Origin of the sequence: Caldicellulosiruptor sp. DIB 104C (genome assembly GCF_028198085.1) — a bacterium.
Taxonomy (GTDB): domain Bacteria; phylum Bacillota; class Thermoanaerobacteria; order Caldicellulosiruptorales; family Caldicellulosiruptoraceae; genus Caldicellulosiruptor; species Caldicellulosiruptor saccharolyticus.
Map to the genome: position 1 here is coordinate 1,820,810 of NZ_CP116337.1, position 19,976 is coordinate 1,840,785.

Annotated in this window: 18 protein-coding genes; 12 read left to right on the forward strand and 6 right to left on the reverse strand. The window is 35.0% G+C overall.

Annotation, left to right across the window (positions count from 1 at the left end; genetic code table 11):
• Window positions 1-111: 111 nt before the first annotated feature.
• The 4 genes from ribD to ribE are packed head-to-tail and all read left to right on the forward strand — an operon-like array spanning window position 112 to window position 3,469.
• A complete protein-coding gene (gene ribD, locus PGC14_RS09145; RefSeq protein WP_271628726.1) occupies window positions 112-1,227 on the forward strand; it encodes a bifunctional diaminohydroxyphosphoribosylaminopyrimidine deaminase/5-amino-6-(5-phosphoribosylamino)uracil reductase RibD in 1,116 nt (371 codons plus the stop codon).
• Window positions 1,220-1,798 (forward strand): riboflavin synthase, encoded by a 579-nt coding sequence (locus PGC14_RS09150; RefSeq protein ID WP_271628727.1) that lies wholly within the window; start codon window positions 1,220-1,222, stop codon window positions 1,796-1,798. The genes ribD and PGC14_RS09150 overlap by 8 nt, the downstream gene beginning before the upstream one ends.
• Window positions 1,799-1,803: 5 nt before the next feature.
• A complete protein-coding gene (ribA, locus tag PGC14_RS09155; protein WP_271629874.1) occupies window positions 1,804-3,012 on the forward strand; it encodes a GTP cyclohydrolase II RibA in 1,209 nt (402 codons plus the stop codon).
• Window positions 2,999-3,469, forward strand: coding sequence for a 6,7-dimethyl-8-ribityllumazine synthase (gene ribE, locus PGC14_RS09160; protein ID WP_011916359.1), 471 nt, complete (start codon window positions 2,999-3,001; stop codon window positions 3,467-3,469). The genes ribA and ribE overlap by 14 nt, the downstream gene beginning before the upstream one ends.
• On the opposite strand, the gene PGC14_RS09165 is transcribed toward ribE, so the two are convergent.
• Window positions 3,466-3,870, reverse strand: coding sequence for a HEPN domain-containing protein (locus PGC14_RS09165; protein WP_271628728.1), 405 nt, complete (start codon window positions 3,868-3,870; stop codon window positions 3,466-3,468). The two genes, ribE and PGC14_RS09165, sit on opposite strands and share 4 nt — an antisense overlap.
• The gene (locus PGC14_RS09170) at window positions 3,851-4,198 is read right to left on the reverse strand and encodes a nucleotidyltransferase domain-containing protein (RefSeq protein ID WP_011916357.1); all 348 of its coding nucleotides are present in this window, start codon (window positions 4,196-4,198) and stop codon (window positions 3,851-3,853) included. The genes PGC14_RS09165 and PGC14_RS09170 overlap by 20 nt, the downstream gene beginning before the upstream one ends.
• Window positions 4,199-4,371: 173 nt before the next feature.
• Here PGC14_RS09170 and PGC14_RS09175 point away from each other — a divergent pair, with 173 nt between their 5' ends.
• The gene (locus tag PGC14_RS09175) at window positions 4,372-5,895 is read left to right on the forward strand and encodes a LysM peptidoglycan-binding domain-containing protein (protein ID WP_271628729.1); all 1,524 of its coding nucleotides are present in this window, start codon (window positions 4,372-4,374) and stop codon (window positions 5,893-5,895) included.
• A gap of 90 nt (window positions 5,896-5,985) precedes the next feature.
• Here the strand turns inward: PGC14_RS09175 and radC are convergent, their stop codons facing one another.
• From radC to PGC14_RS09190, 3 genes are all read right to left on the reverse strand, one after another.
• Window positions 5,986-6,678 carry a RadC family protein gene (radC, locus tag PGC14_RS09180; protein WP_011916355.1) on the reverse strand — a complete coding sequence of 231 codons (693 nt, stop codon included), beginning with the start codon at window positions 6,676-6,678 and terminating at the stop codon, window positions 5,986-5,988.
• A gap of 75 nt (window positions 6,679-6,753) precedes the next feature.
• Window positions 6,754-7,980, reverse strand: a complete 1,227-nt coding sequence (locus tag PGC14_RS09185; RefSeq protein WP_271628730.1) for an MFS transporter — start codon at window positions 7,978-7,980, stop codon at window positions 6,754-6,756.
• A 30-nt stretch (window positions 7,981-8,010) separates the two neighbouring features.
• A complete protein-coding gene (locus PGC14_RS09190; protein ID WP_271628731.1) occupies window positions 8,011-8,922 on the reverse strand; it encodes a DMT family transporter in 912 nt (303 codons plus the stop codon).
• Window positions 8,923-9,307: 385 nt separating this feature from the next.
• Here PGC14_RS09190 and glgB point away from each other — a divergent pair, with 385 nt between their 5' ends.
• The 7 genes from glgB to PGC14_RS09225 all read left to right on the forward strand — a co-directional run bounded on the left by glgB (window position 9,308) and on the right by PGC14_RS09225 (window position 19,246).
• Window positions 9,308-11,245, forward strand: coding sequence for a 1,4-alpha-glucan branching protein GlgB (gene glgB / locus PGC14_RS09195; protein WP_271628732.1), 1,938 nt, complete (start codon window positions 9,308-9,310; stop codon window positions 11,243-11,245).
• 32 nt (window positions 11,246-11,277) lie between these two features.
• Window positions 11,278-12,456, forward strand: coding sequence for a glucose-1-phosphate adenylyltransferase (locus tag PGC14_RS09200; protein WP_011916351.1), 1,179 nt, complete (start codon window positions 11,278-11,280; stop codon window positions 12,454-12,456).
• A gap of 19 nt (window positions 12,457-12,475) precedes the next feature.
• The gene (gene glgD / locus PGC14_RS09205; protein WP_271628733.1) at window positions 12,476-13,618 is read left to right on the forward strand and encodes a glucose-1-phosphate adenylyltransferase subunit GlgD; all 1,143 of its coding nucleotides are present in this window, start codon (window positions 12,476-12,478) and stop codon (window positions 13,616-13,618) included.
• Window positions 13,615-15,048 (forward strand): glycogen synthase GlgA, encoded by a 1,434-nt coding sequence (gene glgA, locus PGC14_RS09210; protein WP_271628734.1) that lies wholly within the window; start codon window positions 13,615-13,617, stop codon window positions 15,046-15,048. Before glgD ends, glgA begins: the two co-directional genes overlap by 4 nt.
• A 29-nt stretch (window positions 15,049-15,077) precedes the next feature.
• Window positions 15,078-17,540 carry a glycogen/starch/alpha-glucan phosphorylase gene (locus tag PGC14_RS09215; RefSeq protein WP_271628735.1) on the forward strand — a complete coding sequence of 821 codons (2,463 nt, stop codon included), beginning with the start codon at window positions 15,078-15,080 and terminating at the stop codon, window positions 17,538-17,540.
• A 372-nt stretch (window positions 17,541-17,912) separates the two neighbouring features.
• A complete protein-coding gene (locus PGC14_RS09220) occupies window positions 17,913-18,509 on the forward strand; it encodes an amidase domain-containing protein (protein ID WP_271628736.1) in 597 nt (198 codons plus the stop codon).
• Between the two features lie 23 nt (window positions 18,510-18,532).
• Window positions 18,533-19,246 carry a hypothetical protein gene (locus PGC14_RS09225; RefSeq protein ID WP_271628737.1) on the forward strand — a complete coding sequence of 238 codons (714 nt, stop codon included), beginning with the start codon at window positions 18,533-18,535 and terminating at the stop codon, window positions 19,244-19,246.
• Between the two features lie 71 nt (window positions 19,247-19,317).
• Here PGC14_RS09225 and PGC14_RS09230 read toward each other — a convergent pair whose 3' ends face one another.
• On the reverse strand, window positions 19,318-19,962 hold the full coding sequence (locus PGC14_RS09230) for an SGNH/GDSL hydrolase family protein (protein WP_307742512.1): 645 nt from the start codon (window positions 19,960-19,962) through the stop codon (window positions 19,318-19,320).
• Window positions 19,963-19,976: the final 14 nt, after the last annotated feature.

Genomic DNA, 19,976 nt, shown 5'->3' on the forward strand with positions numbered 1-19,976 from the left:
GATTTTCTTATACATCTTGGTAAAAGCCCAAAAAGCCTCGAAGGTGGAAAATCCACTTTCGAGGCTTTAGTTTTTTGTCCATCAAATTACTACCTTGAAAGGAGGAGGCATTTGAGGTCTCTTTCACATAGCTACTACATGAACATAGCACTTGATCTTGCAAAGAAAGCTTCACCTTTGGTGCTGCCAAACCCAAAAGTTGGATGTGTGATTGTAAAAAACGGAACAATAATCGGAAAAGGGTATCATCAAAAGTACGGTGAAAAACATGCTGAAGTCTTAGCAATCGAGGATGCAACAAAAAGTGGTTATAGTCTCAAAAACGCAACAATGTATGTCTCTTTAGAACCCTGTTGTCATTTTGGTAAACAGCCACCTTGTACAGACGCAATTATAAAAAGTGGCATTAAAAAAGTTGTGGTTGCCACTGAAGACCCAAATCCTCTTGTTAATGGCAAGGGCATACAAATCTTAAAACAGCACGGAATTGAAGTTGTAGAGGGCATTTTAGAAAAAGAAGCAGAAAGTGTAAACAAAGAATTTTTTAAATTTATGAAAAAAGGTATACCCTACATTGCCATAAAAGTTGCCCAGAGTATTGATGGCAAAATTGCAACACCTTCAGGTGAAAGATTTATGTTTAACACAGATGACGAAAACATCTTTGTACACAGTCTTCGGCAAAAATATATGGCAACAATGGTCTCTGTAAATACAGTGATTTCAGATAACCCAATTTTAAATGCAAGGTATGGCCAGATTGTAAGACAGCCCATAAGAGTTGTGCTAGATTCAAAGCTTCGAATTCCTCTTGAATGCAATATTGTAAAAACGTCTGATGAATATTCTACCTACATTGTGTGCAGTGAAAATGTTAATGATGCCCGAAAAATAGATCTTCTTTCTCAAAAAGGAATAAAAATTATCTTTGCAAAGTCATCAGAAGATGGTCATCTTGACCTTTTAGACGCATTTTCAAAACTTGCACAGCAAAAGATAGTATCAGTCCTTGTTGAGGGAGGAAGCTTTCTTAACTTTTCTCTTTTGAAGCAAAGAATTGCGGATTACTGGTATTCATTGATATTCAATGTTTTCATAGGTGGACAGAACACAAAAGGTGTAGTTGGTGCAGAAGGCTTTGAACAGTTTTTCCCAAAGCTTGCAAATACAAAAGTTACAACATTTAAAAACTCTACTATTATTGAAGGAGATATAAGTTATGTTTAGCGGCATTGTTGAAGAGGTTGGCAGGGTTGTTCTAATGAAAAAAATTGAAGATATTGTAAAGCTGAGTATAGAAGTGAAAAAGATAGATGCAAAAATTGGTGACAGCATAGCAGTTGATGGTGTGTGCCTGACAGTTACAAATATCTCAAATAGCAAATTTGATTTTGACCTGTCACCTGAAACAATTGAAAGGACCACACTTAAATTTTTAAAAGAGGGAATGCCTGTAAACCTGCAGCCTGCTTTGAAGATGGGAGACAGAATTGGCGGTCACATTGTCCTTGGCCATGTTGACTGTATTGGCACAATCTGCATGCAAAAAATTCAGGGAAAAAGTAGAATAATTGGAATAAAACCATCTGAAGATTTTAAAGGCCTTGTTATCAGAAAAAGTTCTGTTGCAATTGATGGTATTTCTCTTACAGTTGTAGATGTCTTTGACACATACTTTACAATATCTTTGATTCCACACACTATCGAAAATACTACCTTGAAGTACAAAAAGGTAGGTAGCTGGGTAAACATTGAATTTGACTACATTGCAAAGATTGTAAAGGAGAATTTGAGGTGATAGACATGTATGATTTAAAAGATGTAATACAGAACTTTAAAAGTGGAAAGTTTGTAATAGTATTTGACAGCCAAAACCGTGAAGATGAGGCAGATTTAATTTTGCCTGCTCAGTTTTCAACACCAGATAAAATAAGCTTTGTTTTAAATCACGCTAAAGGAATGTTCTGTGTGGCCATAGACAAAGAAATTCAAAGGCGCTTGAATTTATACGTTCCTTACAATACTCAAAACACCTGCACTTTTACAGTTACTGTTGACCACAAAGACACAAAAACAGGTATAACTGCTATCGAGAGAAGCAAAACAAGCAAAGAACTTGCAAACCCAAACGCAACAGCCTCTGACTTTAAAATTCCTGGGCATGTAAATCCTGTTGTTGCTCATGAAGGAGGTGTTCTTGCAAGAAAAGGTCATACAGAAGCTGCTGTTGAACTTTGCAGAATCTCAGAGCTTTTTCCTGCTGCAGTGATGATTGAAATCTTAGACGAAAAAGGAGATAGCCATAACAAAGAGTATGTAAAAAATTTAGCAAAGAGATTTTCAATACCTATTACCACAATTGATGAGATTGAAAAATATATTTTATTAAACCGGCCCACAGTCCAAAAAGAAGCTGAAGCAAACCTTCCCACACAGTATGGAAAGTTTAAGATTTTTGTTTTCAAAAACTATTTTTCGCAAAAAGAACATGCTGTGCTGATAAACCAGACTTTTAACCCAAGCCAGCCTGTAAATGTTAGAATACATTCTTCGTGCAAAACAGGAGATGTTTTTCACAGTTTGAGGTGTGATTGTCACCAACAGCTTGAATTTTTCTTGCATTTTATGGCAGAGAATAAAAACTGCATGCTCATTTACCTTGACCAGGAAGGAAGAGGAATTGGATTTGCCAATAAGATTAAAGCTTACGCACTTCAAGAGCAAGGCTTTGATACCTATGAGGCAAACAATCTACTTGGCTTTGACGACGATTTGAGAGATTACTTTGATGCTTTGCATATTTTAAGGTTCTTTGGAATAAAGAAAATAAATCTTGCAACATCTAACCCTGAAAAAGTTTCTTTTTTGCAAGACTTAGGAATCGAGATTTTAAAGAGAATATCTATTCCAATCGTGATAAATCCATATAACAGGAAATATATACATTCAAAAATATTAAAGAAAAAGCATGAAATCTTAATAAAAGGAGAGGATGGCTTTGAGAACTTTTGAAGGAAGCTTTTGTGGAAAAGATTTGAAACTTGCAATTGTGGTCTCAAGATTTAATTCATTTATCACTGATGAGCTTTTAAAAGGGTGCTTAGATGGTCTTTCTCGGCATGATGTTGACAGTGAAAATATCGATGTATATTACGTACCAGGTGCTTTTGAAATACCACTTGTTGCTAAAAAGCTTGCAAAGTCAAAAAAATACAATGCAATAATTGCACTTGGTGCAGTAATTCGCGGCAGCACACCACATTTTGAGTATGTAAGCGCAGAAGTATCAAAAGGCATTGCAAACGTCTCTTTAGAACAAGAGGTTCCAGTTATATTTGGTGTTCTGACATGTGATACAGTCGACCAGGCAATAGAAAGAGCGGGTACAAAAGCAGGAAACAAAGGATTTGACGCAGCCCTCTCTGCCCTGGAGATGGCAAATTTGATGAAAAATATTTCTGAATCTTAATTTGGCAATAGATTTTTTACAAATTCACAAATTTTTTGAGCAATTTCAAATGCTCTTTCTGCATCATCTTTGTTCGGCAAACCATCCGGAATGGTTCCAAGAGGCGCGTTGGGATACCTTGAGGGAATGTAGAAAACATCTATTATGCGCGCCTCTTCTTTAAATTTTTCAAAATCTTTTTTAATATTTGCACACATTTCTATTAAATTTACTATACTATGTGTTCGGGGTGGATTTACACCATTATATACCAAAAACGCTTTCAAATATTTCTCAATTGCCTGCTGAGAATGGAAACATACTATATTATAAAGTTTTGAGTTTAACAGCTTTTCAGCAGCTTTTAGATCATTTTCTGCATACATTACCCATTGTTCAAATTCAGTTTTTCCTTTTTTCATAGAGTATAACTCCTTTTTTTAAAATTTCTTCTGTGTAAAATAAATGGTTATTTTTTATAAATTCTTCTTCCTCTTCTGGAGTATAGACCAAAAAATCTACAGGTACTTCAGGTTTTACAGTCTGTGCAAGATGTAATAATCTCTCCATAAACCTAAGATTAGTAGGCATTATCACCACCAAGTCAATATCGCTCGATTCATTAAAATTTCCATTTGCCATTGACCCAAACAGTATCACCTTTTCAGGATTGAAATTTTCAATAATTATGTTCAATATTCTATCCAACTCATTCTTCAAAGAACTATTGAGAACCGAGATTGCCGGCATTGCAATCATCTCCTATTATTTCTTCAATTATTAGTATACCACAAAACTTATGTAAAAGTTTACAAGTTATCTTTAGACACTCAGTCACTTTGGAAAGTATTTCATTTGAGCTGAGTAAAAACCTGGCTTTATAATGAAAATATATTAAAACTTTTGAAAGAGGCGGGGTTTTTATGAAAAGTCTATTAAGGTTTTGGCTGTTTGTTACTACTGCTATAGTCTTATCCTTAGTCATAGTCTCTCCTTCGCTTGCCTCTGATATTAAAAAAGAAGAGGCTCTGTTTTTTGATTCAAATGGCAAGCTATCTTATATCACCATTATTAACAAAAGCTCAGTAGCTTATCTCTCTCCTCATGAACTTTCAAGGATACTGGGCGGAAGTTTTGCTTTTGATCCAAAAGACTATAACTTTCTTCAGTCAAAGCTTATCATTGACCAAAATGAACTTATATTCAAACTCGATAGCAATGTTGTTATGTTCAATGGGAAATATTTTTATATGGAAGGACCAATGCAAATTATACAAAATAGAATTTTTGTACCTTATTCTACTTTCAAAACTTACTTAAATTTATTTGAATTTCGTCATTATACATCCGGAAAGCGGATGATATTCAAGCCAAATGGAAATTACATAGTCTACAGTGTTCAAAGCGGTGATTCACTCTGGATATTATCACAAACGTTTAGAACATCTATTGAAGCTATAAAGAGTTTTAATAATCTCACAAATGATACACTCTATGTGGGACAAAAGCTAATTGTAAAAAAAGTGAACCTCAATTTAGCTCAAATTACTGGAACAATAAGGCGGTGGACTTACGTAAAAGCTGCGCCTTCTTCATCTTCGCAAAACCTATTTTATCTTACTCAAGGGCAAACTGTAAATGTTGTTGGAAAGCAAGTAGATTTCTATAAAATTTCAACACAGAAAGGAACTGGATATGTTTCAATATGGGCAGTAGCTATAAAGCAAGATATTGCAGATACCTCAAAACCAAGCAGCTACTTTTACTCCTTTCTACCTGTTGATACTTCAGGTGACTATGTAAGCTATACCTACTACAAGGTGCAAAGTGGTGATACAATATGGTCTATTGCAGTAAAATTTGGAATACCCGACTATGAACTTATGTCGGCAAATAATCTAAATCAAAACTCATACATCTATGCAGGACAAAGCTTAAAAGTGCCAGTTCATACAGTTGCTGTGCATTCAAATGAGTACGGAGTTGAAATGCTCGACTGGTTCACGCAGGGAAATTATGTATTCCCAATTGGCAGCGTTGGCAAGTTTATTGACATTCAGACAGGAAAATACTTCTTTGCAAAAAGAACAATGGGTGCAAGCCATGCAGATGTTGAAACCTTGAGCTTTAAAGACACTCAAATTATGAAAGAGATATTTGGTGGCAGCTGGAGTTGGGAAAGACGTCCGTTCATAGTTGAAGTAAAAGGAAGAAGAATAGCTGTGTCAGTTTCTGGTATGCCACATGCAGGAGTAGATGGTGTGCCTTACAACCAAAATGTTGCGAACAGAAGCGGTGGATATGGCTACGGTCCAAACCTTGATACAATTGTAAATGGAATGAATGGACACTTTGATGTGTATACATTCAACGGCCTTCGTCACAAAGATGGTCAAATTGACCCTCAGCATCAGCTGACAGCCTCGATTGCTGCAGGGCTTAGGTAAAAAAATTACTTAAAAAGGGCTGCATAAAAATGTAAAATCCATATATGCAGCCCCATTTTGTTAAAGCGCTTTATTTTCATCTTAACAAGATTAAATCTGTGGCTCTGGAAGCATTCCATTTTGCGCAAAGCTATAGTATTCACCTTTCGCCACTATAAAATGGTCATTGACAGCAACGCCTATTGTCGAAAGAGCATTTACAATCTTTTGAGTTGTCTTGATATCATCCATGGAAGGCTTTACAGAACCACCTGGATGATTGTGAGCTAAAATCACACTGCTTGCGTTATATCGCAAAACGCATTCAACCACCTTTCGTGGATATACAACAGCTTCTTTTACTGTTCCTTCAAAAAGTGGCACAGAATGAATAACGTTTAATTGAGTATCTAAACATATTACATAGAATACCTCATTCTTTCTTCCCACAAACAGACTTTTTATGTACTCTGCTGCCACTTCTACATTTTTAAGCTGAAATGTCTTTCTCGTTTTATCAGCAAGATACCTTCTTGCTATTTGGGATATAAGAGAGATTAAAATTGCTGAGTTTTCACCAACTCCCTCTACTTTTTGAAGCTCTTTTGGGTGAGCCTCAAATACATTTGAAATACTTCCAAAGGTAGAAATTAACCTGTGTGCTATTTCGTTTGTATCTCTTCTTGGAATGCTGAAAAACAAAAGAAGCTCTAAAACTTGATGGTCTTCAAAACTATCAAGACCTTCTTCAACAAATCTTCTTTTTAATCTTTGCCTGTGCCCCTCGTGAATATTCTTATTCATACTATCTTTCTCCACCATTAATTTAAAGAAGTAACCAATTTTTAATTATATTGTACATTTCCTCAATATATCTTTTCAAGCTTTAGCAAAAATAATTTCAAAAATCAAGTATTCCAATATAAATAGCACAAAACAAAAAATACCACATATCACAAATGCCCCACCAACTTTAAAAATCTGAGCAAATGTCCCTGCAATCAAGCTACCAATAGGGGTTGTACCAGCAAAAACTAAGGTATATAAGCTCATTACCCTTCCTCTGTACTCATCAGCAGAGGATAGTTGTAATGTTGAATTTGCTGTTGTTGTAAACAATATCATGAAAAAACCTACCGACGCAAACAGAAAAGAAGAAAGTTTATAATCCCTATTTATTCCTATAAAAATGAGAATCAAGGAACACATCACTAATGAAAAATACAACCTTTTTAAAGCAAGTTTTTTGCTTGTAGAGGCAACAAAAAGTGCACCCGAAAGAGCACCTATGCCCATCGAAGAAAGCAAAAAACCATAACCTGCTTCATCTTTATGTAAGACATATTTTGTATACAATGGTATTAATACATTGAAATTCATAATGAAAACATTCATTATTAAAATTAATATCATAGTTTGAAGTATGACTCTGTTATTTTTAGTATATTTTAGACCCTCCAAAATATCTTTGAACATTCCTCTGCTCTTTGTCTTACTCAGAGGTTTTAGACCAACGTCAATCAAAAACAGCCCTATTAAAACTGCAATGAAACTCAGTCCATTGAGAAAAAAACATACACTCATTCTAACATTTTTGAGAAGTATGCCTGCTATCGCAGGACCTATCACTCTTGCAAGGTTAAAATTCAGTGAGTTTAAAGCAACAGCATTAATTAGCAATTCTTGACCAGCAAGTTCAATTACAAATGACTGCCGTGCTGGCATATCAAAGGTGTTTATAATCCCCAAAGCTAAAGCAAATACAAGCAAGATAGGATAATTTATCACCTTTGTCCATATCAAAAATGAAAGTAAAAAAGCAACTATCATAAGCAAGCTTTGAGTTATAATCAATAACTTCTTCTTTGGAAAATGATCAATAATTGCTCCAGCAAATAAAGACAAAAATAATTGAGGAGTAAATTGCAGTGCATTAAAAAGACCGACTAAAAATGCTGACTTTGTCAGAGTAAGCACAAGCCATGAAAGAGCTGTATTTTGAAGCCATGTTCCAATTAATGAAATACATTGACCTATCCAAAAATATCTAAAATTTTTAGATTTCAAAGCTGCAAATGGATTATTAACATCAATATATGCTGCCACCTTGAGCCTACTCCCTTCGTCAAGATTTTGTTAAGGTTTAACTGGATGCTCTTTACTCAAGATTTTCAAAGATTTTTTATCTGCAAACTGGACAATTCCAATTCCTAAAAGTATTACCAATGTCCCTAAAATTAAGTTTATAGAAATCTTTTCAGAAAGAAAAATACTTGCAAATATACTTGCCAAAATAGGTTTTAAGAAGAATATCATAGAACCAGCTCCTGCGCTTGTATATGTCAGACCTAAAAAGTATGTATAATAAGCTATCCCTGTGACAAAAAAGGTCAAATAAAACATTGGAAATATAGCTTTCAGCGGCATACTAAATAGAGAAAAACGTTTAAGCAGAATTATTGGCAATAAAAATATACTTCCAAATAAAAATGAAAACGAATTCATGATTATACTGCTACTTCTCTGTGTAAACTTCTTCCCCATAGTTGTGTAAACTCCATATGTTATTGCAGACAAAATCAAAAGAAGAATTCCCTTAATAAAATCTTTGCCAATGATTAAATCCTTATAAAATACTATTACAATTCCTCCAATACCAATTATCATCCCTATAATCTTTCGTATATTCAATCTTTCGTTCAAAATAAAATGTGCTGACAATGCTACAAATAGCGGATTTGAACTAAATATGACAGCTGCTAAACTTGCCTTTTTTGTGATATTTATTCCTAATTGTAAACATGACATACTGATTACTACATTAACTATACCAATTAATGCAAGAAAAAATATGTCTCTTTTAGAAAGCTTAATCTTTTTGTCCTGTAAATTTTTTATTGCAATTGGCAAAAGAATAAGTCCACCAAAAAAGAATCTGATAAAGTTCAACTGATATGGATTCACCATGCCTGCTAAGGTTTTTCCAACAACCTCATAAGAACTGAAAAAGATAAGAGTAATCATCAAATACAAGATTCCTTTTTCCATATTCCAAACACTCCTTCTTTTTGACAAATTTTTTACATTTTATAGTTATCAACTTATAAGTTATTGAAAAAATTGTAACTATCAAAGCTTGGGTTAAAAAATTAATAGTTACATTTTTATAACTATTATAGCCCTCAACATAAGTCAAGTCAAAATCAAATTTAAAGCTCTGTTTTATGGGTATAAACAAATTAGAGAAAAGATTTTCTTATTGCTTTAATTTTACAGTAATGTTATAATCAAATTGTGTTTTGTATGGTTTATATAATTATGCGTAAAAATTTTTAGCAACCTTACTATTCTAATTTGTACTTAATTTCTTCTGTGTTTTGTGCAAATTTAATCTCACCCCCCCCTCAAATTCCTATCAGTGGAGGTAAAACTGATGATAAAAAAAGTAAAATCTACAATATATTTGTCTGATATTAAAAGATTTGAAGCAGGTGAGCATTTTGAAAGCTATAAATTCTTAGGAAGCAGGGTTGTAAATTACAGAAGCAAAGTAGGCACTGTTTTTTGTGTTTGGGCACCAAATGCAAAAAGTGTATCTGTTGTAGGTGACTTTAATAATTGGTGTGGCGAAAATCACAAGATGATGAGAGTACATGGTAGCGGGTTTTGGTGGCTGTTTGTCGAAGGGCTTTTGGAAGGTGAGCTTTACAAATATGAGATTATCGGTGCTGACGGAAAAAGAGTTTTAAAAGCAGACCCTTATGCAATCTACTCAGAAGTCAGACCTAACACAGCATCAATTGTCAAAAATATCCCAGACTATGAATGGCATGACCATGAGTGGATGGAGAAAAGAAAGGTTACCCCTCCTTATGACAAACCCATCAATATTTACGAGCTTCATCTTGCTTCATGGAAAATGAAAAAGGATGGCACTGTAGAAAAAGCTGGTGAATTTTATAATTACCGTGAACTTGCTCACATGCTGGTTGATTATCTTAAAGAAATGAACTACACACACATTGAGCTTTTGCCAGTTTTGGAGCATCCTTTGGACATGTCTTGGGGATACCAGCCAACAGGATACTTTTCTGTAACCTCACGCTATGGCTGCCCTGAAGATTTTATGTACTTTGTCGACATTATGCACCAAAATGGAATTGGGGTTATTGTCGATTGGGTACCTGCTCACTTTTGCAAAGATGAGCATGGACTTTACAGGTTTGACGGGACATTCTTGTATGAATATGAAGATGAGCTTTTGAGAGAAAACTACACTTGGGGCACAGCTACATTTGACTTTTCAAAGCCGCAGGTGCAAAGTTTTCTTATCTCAAGTGCAATGTTTTGGTTCGATGTGTACCATATTGATGGAATAAGAGTTGATGCAGTCTCGCACATAATTTACATGAACAACAATCAGAAAAACAGGTATGGTGGACATGAGAATATTGAAGGAATTGAGTTTTTTAAAAAACTAAACAAAGCAATCTTTTCAAAATATCCAAATATTCTGATGATTGCGGAAGAGTCTACTGCTTTCCCACTTGTTACATACCCTACTTATGATGGCGGCTTGGGATTTAACTATAAATGGAACATGGGATGGATGAATGACACGCTGAAATACATGCAGTTTTACCCAGATGAAAGAAAACATCATCACAATCTCCTAACATTTTCTATAATGTATGCTTTTTCAGAAAACTTCATCCTGCCATTTTCGCATGATGAGGTTGTACATGGGAAAAAATCGTTACTTGATAAAATGCCAGGAGAATATAACCAAAAGTTTGCAAACTTAAGACTTCTTTATGGCTATTTGTACACACATCCGGGCAAAAAGCTACTTTTTATGGGCAGTGAGTTTGGTCAGTTCATTGAATGGAGATTTTATGCATCTTTGGATTGGCTGCTTTTGGACTATCCCATGCATAGAATGCTTCAGCATTATGTCAAGAGTTTAAATAGATTTTACTTAGAGAATAAAGCTCTGTGGGAGCTTGACCATAAAATGGATGGTTTTAGATGGATAGATGTTCACAATTGGCAACAGAGTGTCATATCATACCTGAGATTTTCAAAAGACCCTGATGATTTTCTTGTTGTCATTTGTAACTTTGGTTTTGCTTCATATGAAAATTACAAAATAGGTGTGCCAAGAAAGGGTATATATTTGGAAGTATTTAACAGTGATAAAGCTGAATTTGGTGGTAATAATATAGTAAACACAGAAAAATTAAAAACTATTGATGAAGTTTGGCATGGATACCCCCAGTGCATTGAATTTAGATTACCATCTCTTTCATGTCTAATCTTCAAACCAGTTGAACTTTTTGAAGATACAAAAGAAAAAGCTACAGATGAATAAAATTGTTATACAAATAGAGGTGATTGGACAAGATGAACGGCCTTAAACGTGAAATCATAGCAATGATTCTGGCAGGTGGTCAAGGAAGCAGGTTAAAGGAACTTACTAAAGCAAATGCAAAGCCAGCGGTAGAGTTCGGGGGAAAGTACAGAATAATAGACTTTACTCTCAGCAACTGTACAAACTCATCAATTGACGTTGTTGGTGTTTTGACCCAGTATCAGCCATTTACACTGCACTGTCACATCGGAATTGGGACAGCATGGGATTTGGATCGCACAAAAGGCGGTGTTTACATCCTGCCACCTCACACAAATGACAGTGGGGGAAACTGGTACAAAGGAACAGCAGATGCTATTTATCAAAATATGAACTTTGTTGAGCTTTTCTCACCAGAGTATCTTTTAGTACTGTCAGGCGACCATATCTATACTATGAACTATCAAGAGATGCTCAAATTCCATAAAGAGAAAAAGGCTGATGTGACAATTGCTTGTATAGAAGTACCAATACAAGAAGCTTCAAGGTTTGGTATCATGAACACCAGAGAAGATAATAGAATATACGAATTTGAAGAAAAACCAAGACATCCGAAGAACAACCTTGCATCTATGGGAATTTATATCTTCAACTGGGAAATTCTTAAGAGATATCTGAAAGAAGATGTAAAAGATGAAAATTCTGACCATGATTTTGGTAAAAATATTATCCCCAAGATGTTAAAAGGTGGTGAAAAACTATTTGCTTATCCTTTTAGAGGATACTGGAAAGACGTCGGAACGGTTGAGTCATACTGGGAGGCAAACATGGACCTTTTGAATGAAAGCTGTCCAATAGATGCTCCCAGCTGCTGCAGTTTAGACCTTTATAATGATGAGTTTAAGGTATATACTTCATCAATTGCCTATCCCCCCCAATACATAGCCCCAGGTGCAAATGTGAAAAAGTCCATGATAGTTGAGGGATGTTGTATCTGGGGTGAGGTTTACCACTCGGTTCTGTCTTACAATGTTTACGTCGGTAAAAATGCAAAGGTCATAAACTCTGTAATTCTCAGTAATAGCCACATTGAAGAGGGTGCGGTTGTTGAAAATGCAATTATATGCTCTGAAGCTAAGGTCTCAAAAGGATGTATTGTGAGGGGAAAGCCCGCTAAAATTGCTGTTGTTCCTGAGAATAAAAACCAAAGCTCAAATTTAATTTTAGAATAAAATTTTGGGGGAGATTAAAATGCTTACAAATTGCTTGGGCATTGTAAGTCTTACAGAAAACGATAGTAAATTAAAAAGTTTAACAGCCACAAGACCTTTAGGCACTATACCTATTTTTGGAAGATATAGAGCAATTGATTTTGCACTTTCAAACCTTGTTAATGCAGGTGTTACAAATGTTGGAATTTTAGCTCCAACCAAGTCAAGGTCACTTATTGACCATGTGGGAACAGGCAAGCCATGGGATTTAAATAGAAAAGTAGGTGGTCTTTACATCTTTAATTATTCTTATGATCCACCTTCAATCAGTGATATAAAGCTTTTGAAAAGCAATATGGAGTTCTTACTTCGCAGCAGAAAAGAAATGGTGATATTTACTTTATCACATATGATTTGCAATATTGATTTTGAAGAAGTCGCAAAATACCATGAAGAGACAAATGCCGATATTACAGTTGTTTACAAAAAGGTAAGCAATGAAGATGACCTTTTCTTAGATGCACCAACCCTGATTTTAGACCAAGACTCAAAGGTCGTGGGAGTTGGGAAGAACATTGGAAGGCGCATACTTGTTAATATTTCCTTGGACATGTTTTTGCTTAGCAAAGAATTTTTAATCGAATGTATTTTAGGCTGTTTGGAAAACGGCAATTGTGGTTCGTTTAGGGATTTTGTGTATAAAAACGTCCAAAATATGAATGTAAATGCTTATGAGTTCAAAGGATACGTTGGGTGTATAAATTCAATATCTTCATATTTCAAGGTATCAATGGATATGTTAAATGTTGATATTCAGTCAGAGCTCTTTTCAAAAGAAAGGCCAATTTACACAAAATCCAACGACTCACCACCAACTCGATACTTTTCTACATGTGATGTTGAAAACTCTTTTATTTCAAATGGCTGTTTAATTAAAGGAAAAGTAAAAAACAGTATAATTTCGCGTGGGGTTGTAATTGAAAAAGATGCGGTGGTAGAAAATAGTATAATATTTTCAAAGTGTATTATCAAAAGTGGAGCAGTTTTGAAAAACGTGATTCTTGACAAAAATGTTGTAATTGACTCAAACGCAACCTTGATTGGACATAACAAAAATCCTCTTGTGATGGAAAAACAAAGTAAAGTTGACTTTAGTGTTCTAAAAGAGGTGAAAAGACTATGAATGTACTTTTTGCTGTATCAGAAGCATTTCCGTTTGCAAAAACAGGTGGTCTTGCAGACGTTGCATACTCTCTTCCAAAAGCCCTCAGAAAGCTTGGTGTTGATATAAGGGTAATTATGCCCAAGTATGGTGATATTCCCTCTGATTATACAACAAAAATGAAACACCTTTGCCACTTTACTGTTCCTGTTGGATGGAGAAACCAATACTGTGGAATTGAATACCTCAATTTTGATGGAATACCCTTCTATTTTATTGACAATGAATACTACCTCAAAAGACCTGGCTATTATGGGTACTACGACGATGGTGAGAGATTCTCTTACTTTTCAAGAGCAGTTTGTGAAGCTATCTACCATCTTGACTTTGATGTGGATATAATCCATGTAAACGACTGGCACACAAGTGCAATTTCTGTCTTGCTAAAAGCTCATTACAGTCACTCTCCAAAGCACCAAAAGATAAAAACAGTACTTACAATCCACAATTTAAGATATCAAGGAGTATTCCCAAAAGAGGTCATGTATGACCTTCTTTCTTTGCCCGATGAATACTTCGACGAAAACAAGCTCAAGTTCTATGATGCAATCTCATTTTTAAAAGGTGGCATTATCTTTGCAGACAAAGTTGTAACAGTTAGTAAAACATATGCCAATGAAATTAGGACACTTTCACACGGCGAAGGACTACATGGACTTTTGTCTGGAATTGGAGAAAAATTAGTAGGCATTGTTAACGGAATTGATTATGAAGTTTGCAATCCTGCAACAGACAAACTTATTTTTGTAAATTATGATGCAAATACGTTTGAGAGTCGTAAAAAAGAAAATAAGTTTAGACTCCAGCAGATGTTAAACTTGCCTGTTTCAGATGATATTGTACTCATCGGTATGGTCTCAAGGCTGACAAAGGAAAAGGGAATTGATCTTATTGAGAGAATCTTAAGCAGGCTTTTGACACTGCCTGTTCAGCTTGTTATCTTAGGGGCCGGTGATTATCACTATGAGCAGATGTTCAAATACTATGCTATAGCATACCCATCTAAGGTCTCTGCAAACATATGCTACAGTGAAGAACTTGCACGAAAAATTTATGCTGGATCTGACATATATTTAATGCCGTCTTTGACAGAGCCTTGTGGAATATCCCAGCTCATTGCTATGAGATATGGAACTGTGCCGATTGTGAGAGAAACTGGTGGGCTTAAAGATACGGTAAAACCTTATAATCAGTTTACAGGTGAAGGCTGGGGATTTTCATTTGCAAACTATGACCCAGCAGAGCTTTTTGCTATTATAAAGTACGCACTGTCTATTTACTCAGATAAAGCACAGTGGAGGTCTATTGTCCATCAAGCAATGACAAGAGACAATTCGTGGAATGTCTCAGCAATAGAGTACAATAGAGTTTATGAACAGCTCCTAAAATAAATCTTAAAAAACAGGAGGAAAAGTTTTAAATGATTGGTGGAATTGCAGGACTTAGCAAAGATCAGCTCAAAGAGAAGATAAAGAATGATTTTCAGCGAAAGATAATCTCCCTTTTTGCCATAGACCCAAAAGAAGCAACAACTTATCAGCAGTACCTTGCGCTTGGTGAGGTTATAAAGGAATATTCTTTTGAAAGATGGCTAAAAACAAATAAATACTACAAACAAAACGATGTTAAACAAGTTTACTACTTTTCTATTGAGTTTTTGCTCGGCAAGCTTCTTGTGAACAATCTAATCAACTTGGGAATTCGTGATGTGTGCAAAGAAGCACTAAATGAGCTTGGACTTTCACTTGAAGAAATTGAGGAGGCAGAAAGAGAGCCGGGCCTTGGAAATGGAGGCCTTGGCAGACTTGCTGCGTGTTTTTTAGACTCAATGGCTTCAATGGGTCTTCCTGGTCATGGAAATGGCATCAGATACCGCTATGGTCTTTTTGAGCAGAAGATTCAAAACGGGTATCAAATAGAAGTTCCTGATAACTGGCTTTCGGAAGAGTATGTGTGGGAGGTAAAAAGAAGCGATAGAGCTTGCATTGTAAAGTTTGGCGGAACAGTGCGTTTTGACATTGTTGATGGAAAACTGAAAGCCTTCCATGAAAACTATGAGTCTGTATGGGCAATACCTTATGATATTCCTATAATTGGATATGGCTGCAACACTGTAAATACTTTAAGACTTTGGAGTGCTGAACCGTTTGAAAATGTATTTGACTTTGCATCGTTTTCAAGAGGTGATTATATAAAGGCTGTTGAGTACAGGTATATGGTACAGTCTATAACTCAGGTTTTATATCCTGATGATACAAACGAACAAAATAGAATTCTTCGGCTAAAACAGGAATACTTCTTTGTGTCAGCCGGGGTTCAAAGTATTATCAGGACATTCAAAAAAAGAGGAAAGCCTATATATGAGCTTCCAAACTATGTAATGATACAAATCAACGACACACACCCAGCACTTGTCATTCCAGAACTTATGAGAATATTGATCGACGAAGAAGGTTTGGGCTGGGAAGAAGCGTGGGAGATTACTACTAACACTGTGGCATATACAAATCATACAATAATGGCTGAAGCTCTGGAAAAGTGGCCAATTGACATGGTTAGGACTCTTCTTCCAAGGATATATACAATTATTGAAGAAATCAACAGAAGATTTTGCAGCGAGATGCTTGAAAAAACAAACGGCGATTGGCAAAAAGTTTGCAATATGGCCATCATTCACGACGGTCAAATAAACATGGCACACTTAGCTGTCATTGGAAGTAAGTCAGTAAACGGCGTTTCAAAGCTTCATACTGAAATTTTGAAAAATGAAGTATTGAAATGTTTTTACACCTTATATCCAGAAAAATTTAACAACAAAACAAATGGAATTACGCACAGAAGATGGCTGGTTGAGGCAAATCCAGACCTGGCAAGGCTTATCTCTGAGTGTCTTCAGACAGACAGGTGGATAAAAGAGCCAATGCTGATGCTAAAGTTCAAAGACTTTGCAGATGACAAACTCACCCAAGAGCTATGTAGCAACATTAAATTCAACAACAAGATAAAGCTTGCAAAGTATATAAAAGACAAGTACAACATAGTTGTTGACCCACGTTCAATCATCGATATTCAGGCAAAGAGGCTCCATGCTTACAAACGCCAGCTTTTAAACGCTCTTCATATTTTACATCTTTACAATATGTTAAAAGAAAATCCAAATTTAGATATTTATCCGCGAACTTTCATCTTTGCAGCAAAAGCAGCACCTGGTTATATCCTTGCCAAAAAGATTATAAAACTCATAAATTCCATTGCTGAAAAAGTCAACAAAGACCCAGATGTAAAAGACAAGTTAAAGGTTGTATTTTTAGAAAACTACTGTGTGTCGTTGGCAAAAAAGATTATTCCTGCTGCAGACGTGTCAGAGCAAATCTCAACAGCTTCAAAAGAAGCTTCTGGCACAGGCAATATGAAGTTTATGATGAACGGAGCAATTACCTTAGGAACTTTGGATGGTGCAAATGTTGAAATAAAAGAAGCTGTGGGTGATGAGAATATTGTGATATTTGGACTTTTGGCAGAAGAGGTTTTGGACTACTACAAAAACGGTGGATACAGTAGCTCTCAGCTTTACCAGAAGGATTTGCGAATTAGAAAGCTTATTGACCAGCTGATTGGAAACTTCTTTGATGTGCCAAAGGATGAGTTTATGGATATATATCATCATCTGATAACATACAACGATGAGTATTTTGTTTTAAAAGACTTTGATTCATATCATGAAGCTCAAATGAAAATTAATAAACTCTACCGAGATACAAAGCGTTGGCGAAAAATGATGATAATCAACATAGGAGCATCTGGTATTTTTTCAAGTGACAACACCATTCAAAAGTATGCAGACGAGATTTGGCATATAAAAAGGGTTGAAATCCCGGATTAGGTCTTATTTTAGTTTCTCTAATTGTTCTGATATATACAAATGGTATAACATACCTGTTATCGGAGGCTGAAGTTACGTAAGATAACGGCAGCAGACTCAAATCAATAGATTATATCTGTCTTTGCAATATTGATGTGCATAACTATATACTATTTTAAAAACCAACCATAAAAAGGGTAAAAATCAATAAAATTTAATTTCGAATTTTGTAAAAAATTTATATTGTTTTTTTTTTTTTTTGATATTATGAAAATAAATTAGTTGTCAAAGAGGTGATATTATTCCATTAATACTTCAATATATTAAAAAAGGTTAATTTAATATTTAATAAGGCATGTTAAATAATCAAACTAATAACGGGAGGGATAGGTTATGAAAAAAAATATTATTTTATTTTTATTGCTTATTGGTATTTTCATTGTAAACTGTTTTTACTCTATAAAAGCTGAAGCAGTTTATAATTCAGAAGGTGCAGTTTCATACGCAAATGCATGGGCATTAGACAGAAACCCTAATTACCCAAGTTTTTCAGCAGATTGCACAAATTTTGTGTCCCAAGCAATGCATGAAGGCGGAAATCTTCCATTTGACAAACAAAATGGTTGGTACTGTGAGAAAGTTCTTTGGTGGTGGAACTGGGGGACAGCTTGGAGTGTTGCCAATGATCTTTATAAATATTTATCAAATCCGTCGAAAGGAACAGTTTTAGGCAAATGGGAACCAAGTCAACAAAGCGATATCAATTATAATATAACTCGAGGTGATATTTTGTTCTATGATTGGAACTCTGACGGAACATACGATCATGCAGCAATCGTTGTTGATTATGGTCGTGATGCTTATAGACCGGACATTATCGGTGATCTTCAAAATCAACACACAACCGACACGTATCATGCAATTTGGCATTTAAAACCATATAATGACAGAGCATCCTCAACAACAATAACAGCAATTCGTCCAAAATAAGAAAATGAAATGGAGGGATAAAAATGTATAAAAAGAAAGTTTTGGTTTCAATTATCTCTATTTTAGTTTTGTTTGGCGCAATATTAATAAGCATCGGGGTCAAAAGTAATCAAGATATAACCAATGAACAAGAAATAAAGAAAACAGTAATAGGTGCTTTGAAGATTTGGGAAAAACTTGTTTTTCCTTCTGAATATACAAAGTCACCAGAAATAAAAATTCCTGCTGAGGTAATAGAAAAAAAGATTAAGGAAGTTACTGATGAATGCAAAAAATATTTTAGCAGCAAATCTGGATGGCTTGCAAACAGATTAGAAGTTTACCGAAACGCTGTGCTTGCTGAAGCATATCCCTCATCAAGTATTAGAACAGCAGAAGATAAAATAAATGATATAAAATTTTTAGAAATAAAAATTAATGGAGACACTGCAATGGTTGTAGTTGATGTATATGAAGAAAACAAAGCCGTGTTATCAGGTTTAGATGAGTCTAAAATTCCTCCTGCAGAGTTGAATAAAATAAACAATATTGATATTTATAAAACAACATCTGGTAAAGAAGAGGATATTATTAAGAAAAAGAAAGAAATAGAAGAACAAATTAAAAAATTACCCAAAAAAACTTTTTTAATTAATAGAGATGCTGTTATTCGCTATTATTACAATTTAGCAAAAGAAAATGGCGAGTGGAAGATAACTTCAGAAAATTTAGATTATCACCCAGGCCCACAAAATTGATAAAAAGAAAATTAAATTATAAAAGGCAGGCTGAAAATCAGAGTGAAATCCAAAAAGCCTGCCTTTTTAGTTTAAAATTCTATTGCTCTCAAAAACGCGTTGGCTATAATCATATGGCCTGTTAAATTTGGATGGATTCTGTCAAGCGCAAGTGCATATGAATGATAGTATTTCAAAAATCTATCGAAAGCCTCTTGAACATCCACAAAAATGGCACCATGTTTTTGTGCTATTTCCTTCATTGCAAACCTGTATTCATCCATCTTCTTTCTCATTGCGTCCTCTTTGTTGTCCTCTATAATAAATGGTGACATCAAAACAAGCCCTTTTAAGTTTGGCTTGGTCAAGTTTATAAGCTCATCCAAGGTAGACTTGTACTCATCTAAATACACATGACATTCAGGAATAAGTGGATTGTCAAACTGGCGCCAAACATCATTTACACCAATCATTATAGAAAGCCAGTCTGGTTTTAAATCTAAAACATCTGTCTGCCAGCGCGCTTTGAGATGCCTTACTGTATCTCCACTAACACCCATATTAATAACCCTTATTCGGCTTTCAGGATACTTTGCAAGAAGCTGAGCTGAAACAAGAGAAACATACCCGCTGCCCAAATTGTTCCAATGCAAACCTTCGCCAACCGGTCTTGCTCTTCCACAGTCTGTGATAGAATCACCAATAAAAAGAAGTTTTGAGCCTTTTTCAATTAACATCAAAAACTCACCTT

Excerpts from the sequence above, each read along its gene's own strand:
- glgD (WP_271628733.1), top strand. The coding sequence starts at position 12,476 with ATGCTTACAAATTGCTTGGGCATTGTAAGTCTTACAGAAAACGATAGT.
- PGC14_RS09215 (WP_271628735.1), top strand. The coding sequence starts at position 15,078 with ATGATTGGTGGAATTGCAGGACTTAGCAAAGATCAGCTCAAAGAGAAG.
- PGC14_RS09225 (WP_271628737.1), top strand. The coding sequence starts at position 18,533 with ATGTATAAAAAGAAAGTTTTGGTTTCAATTATCTCTATTTTAGTTTTG.
- PGC14_RS09150 (WP_271628727.1), top strand. The coding sequence starts at position 1,220 with ATGTTTAGCGGCATTGTTGAAGAGGTTGGCAGGGTTGTTCTAATGAAA.
- PGC14_RS09170 (WP_011916357.1), bottom strand. The coding sequence starts at position 4,198 with ATGCCGGCAATCTCGGTTCTCAATAGTTCTTTGAAGAATGAGTTGGAT.
- radC (WP_011916355.1), bottom strand. The coding sequence starts at position 6,678 with ATGAATAAGAATATTCACGAGGGGCACAGGCAAAGATTAAAAAGAAGA.
- PGC14_RS09175 (WP_271628729.1), top strand. The coding sequence starts at position 4,372 with ATGAAAAGTCTATTAAGGTTTTGGCTGTTTGTTACTACTGCTATAGTC.
- PGC14_RS09165 (WP_271628728.1), bottom strand. The coding sequence starts at position 3,870 with ATGAAAAAAGGAAAAACTGAATTTGAACAATGGGTAATGTATGCAGAA.
- ribA (WP_271629874.1), top strand. The coding sequence starts at position 1,804 with ATGTATGATTTAAAAGATGTAATACAGAACTTTAAAAGTGGAAAGTTT.
- PGC14_RS09190 (WP_271628731.1), bottom strand. The coding sequence starts at position 8,922 with ATGGAAAAAGGAATCTTGTATTTGATGATTACTCTTATCTTTTTCAGT.
- glgA (WP_271628734.1), top strand. The coding sequence starts at position 13,615 with ATGAATGTACTTTTTGCTGTATCAGAAGCATTTCCGTTTGCAAAAACA.
- PGC14_RS09200 (WP_011916351.1), top strand. The coding sequence starts at position 11,278 with ATGAACGGCCTTAAACGTGAAATCATAGCAATGATTCTGGCAGGTGGT.
- PGC14_RS09230 (WP_307742512.1), bottom strand. The coding sequence starts at position 19,962 with ATGTTAATTGAAAAAGGCTCAAAACTTCTTTTTATTGGTGATTCTATC.
- PGC14_RS09220 (WP_271628736.1), top strand. The coding sequence starts at position 17,913 with ATGAAAAAAAATATTATTTTATTTTTATTGCTTATTGGTATTTTCATT.
- glgB (WP_271628732.1), top strand. The coding sequence starts at position 9,308 with ATGATAAAAAAAGTAAAATCTACAATATATTTGTCTGATATTAAAAGA.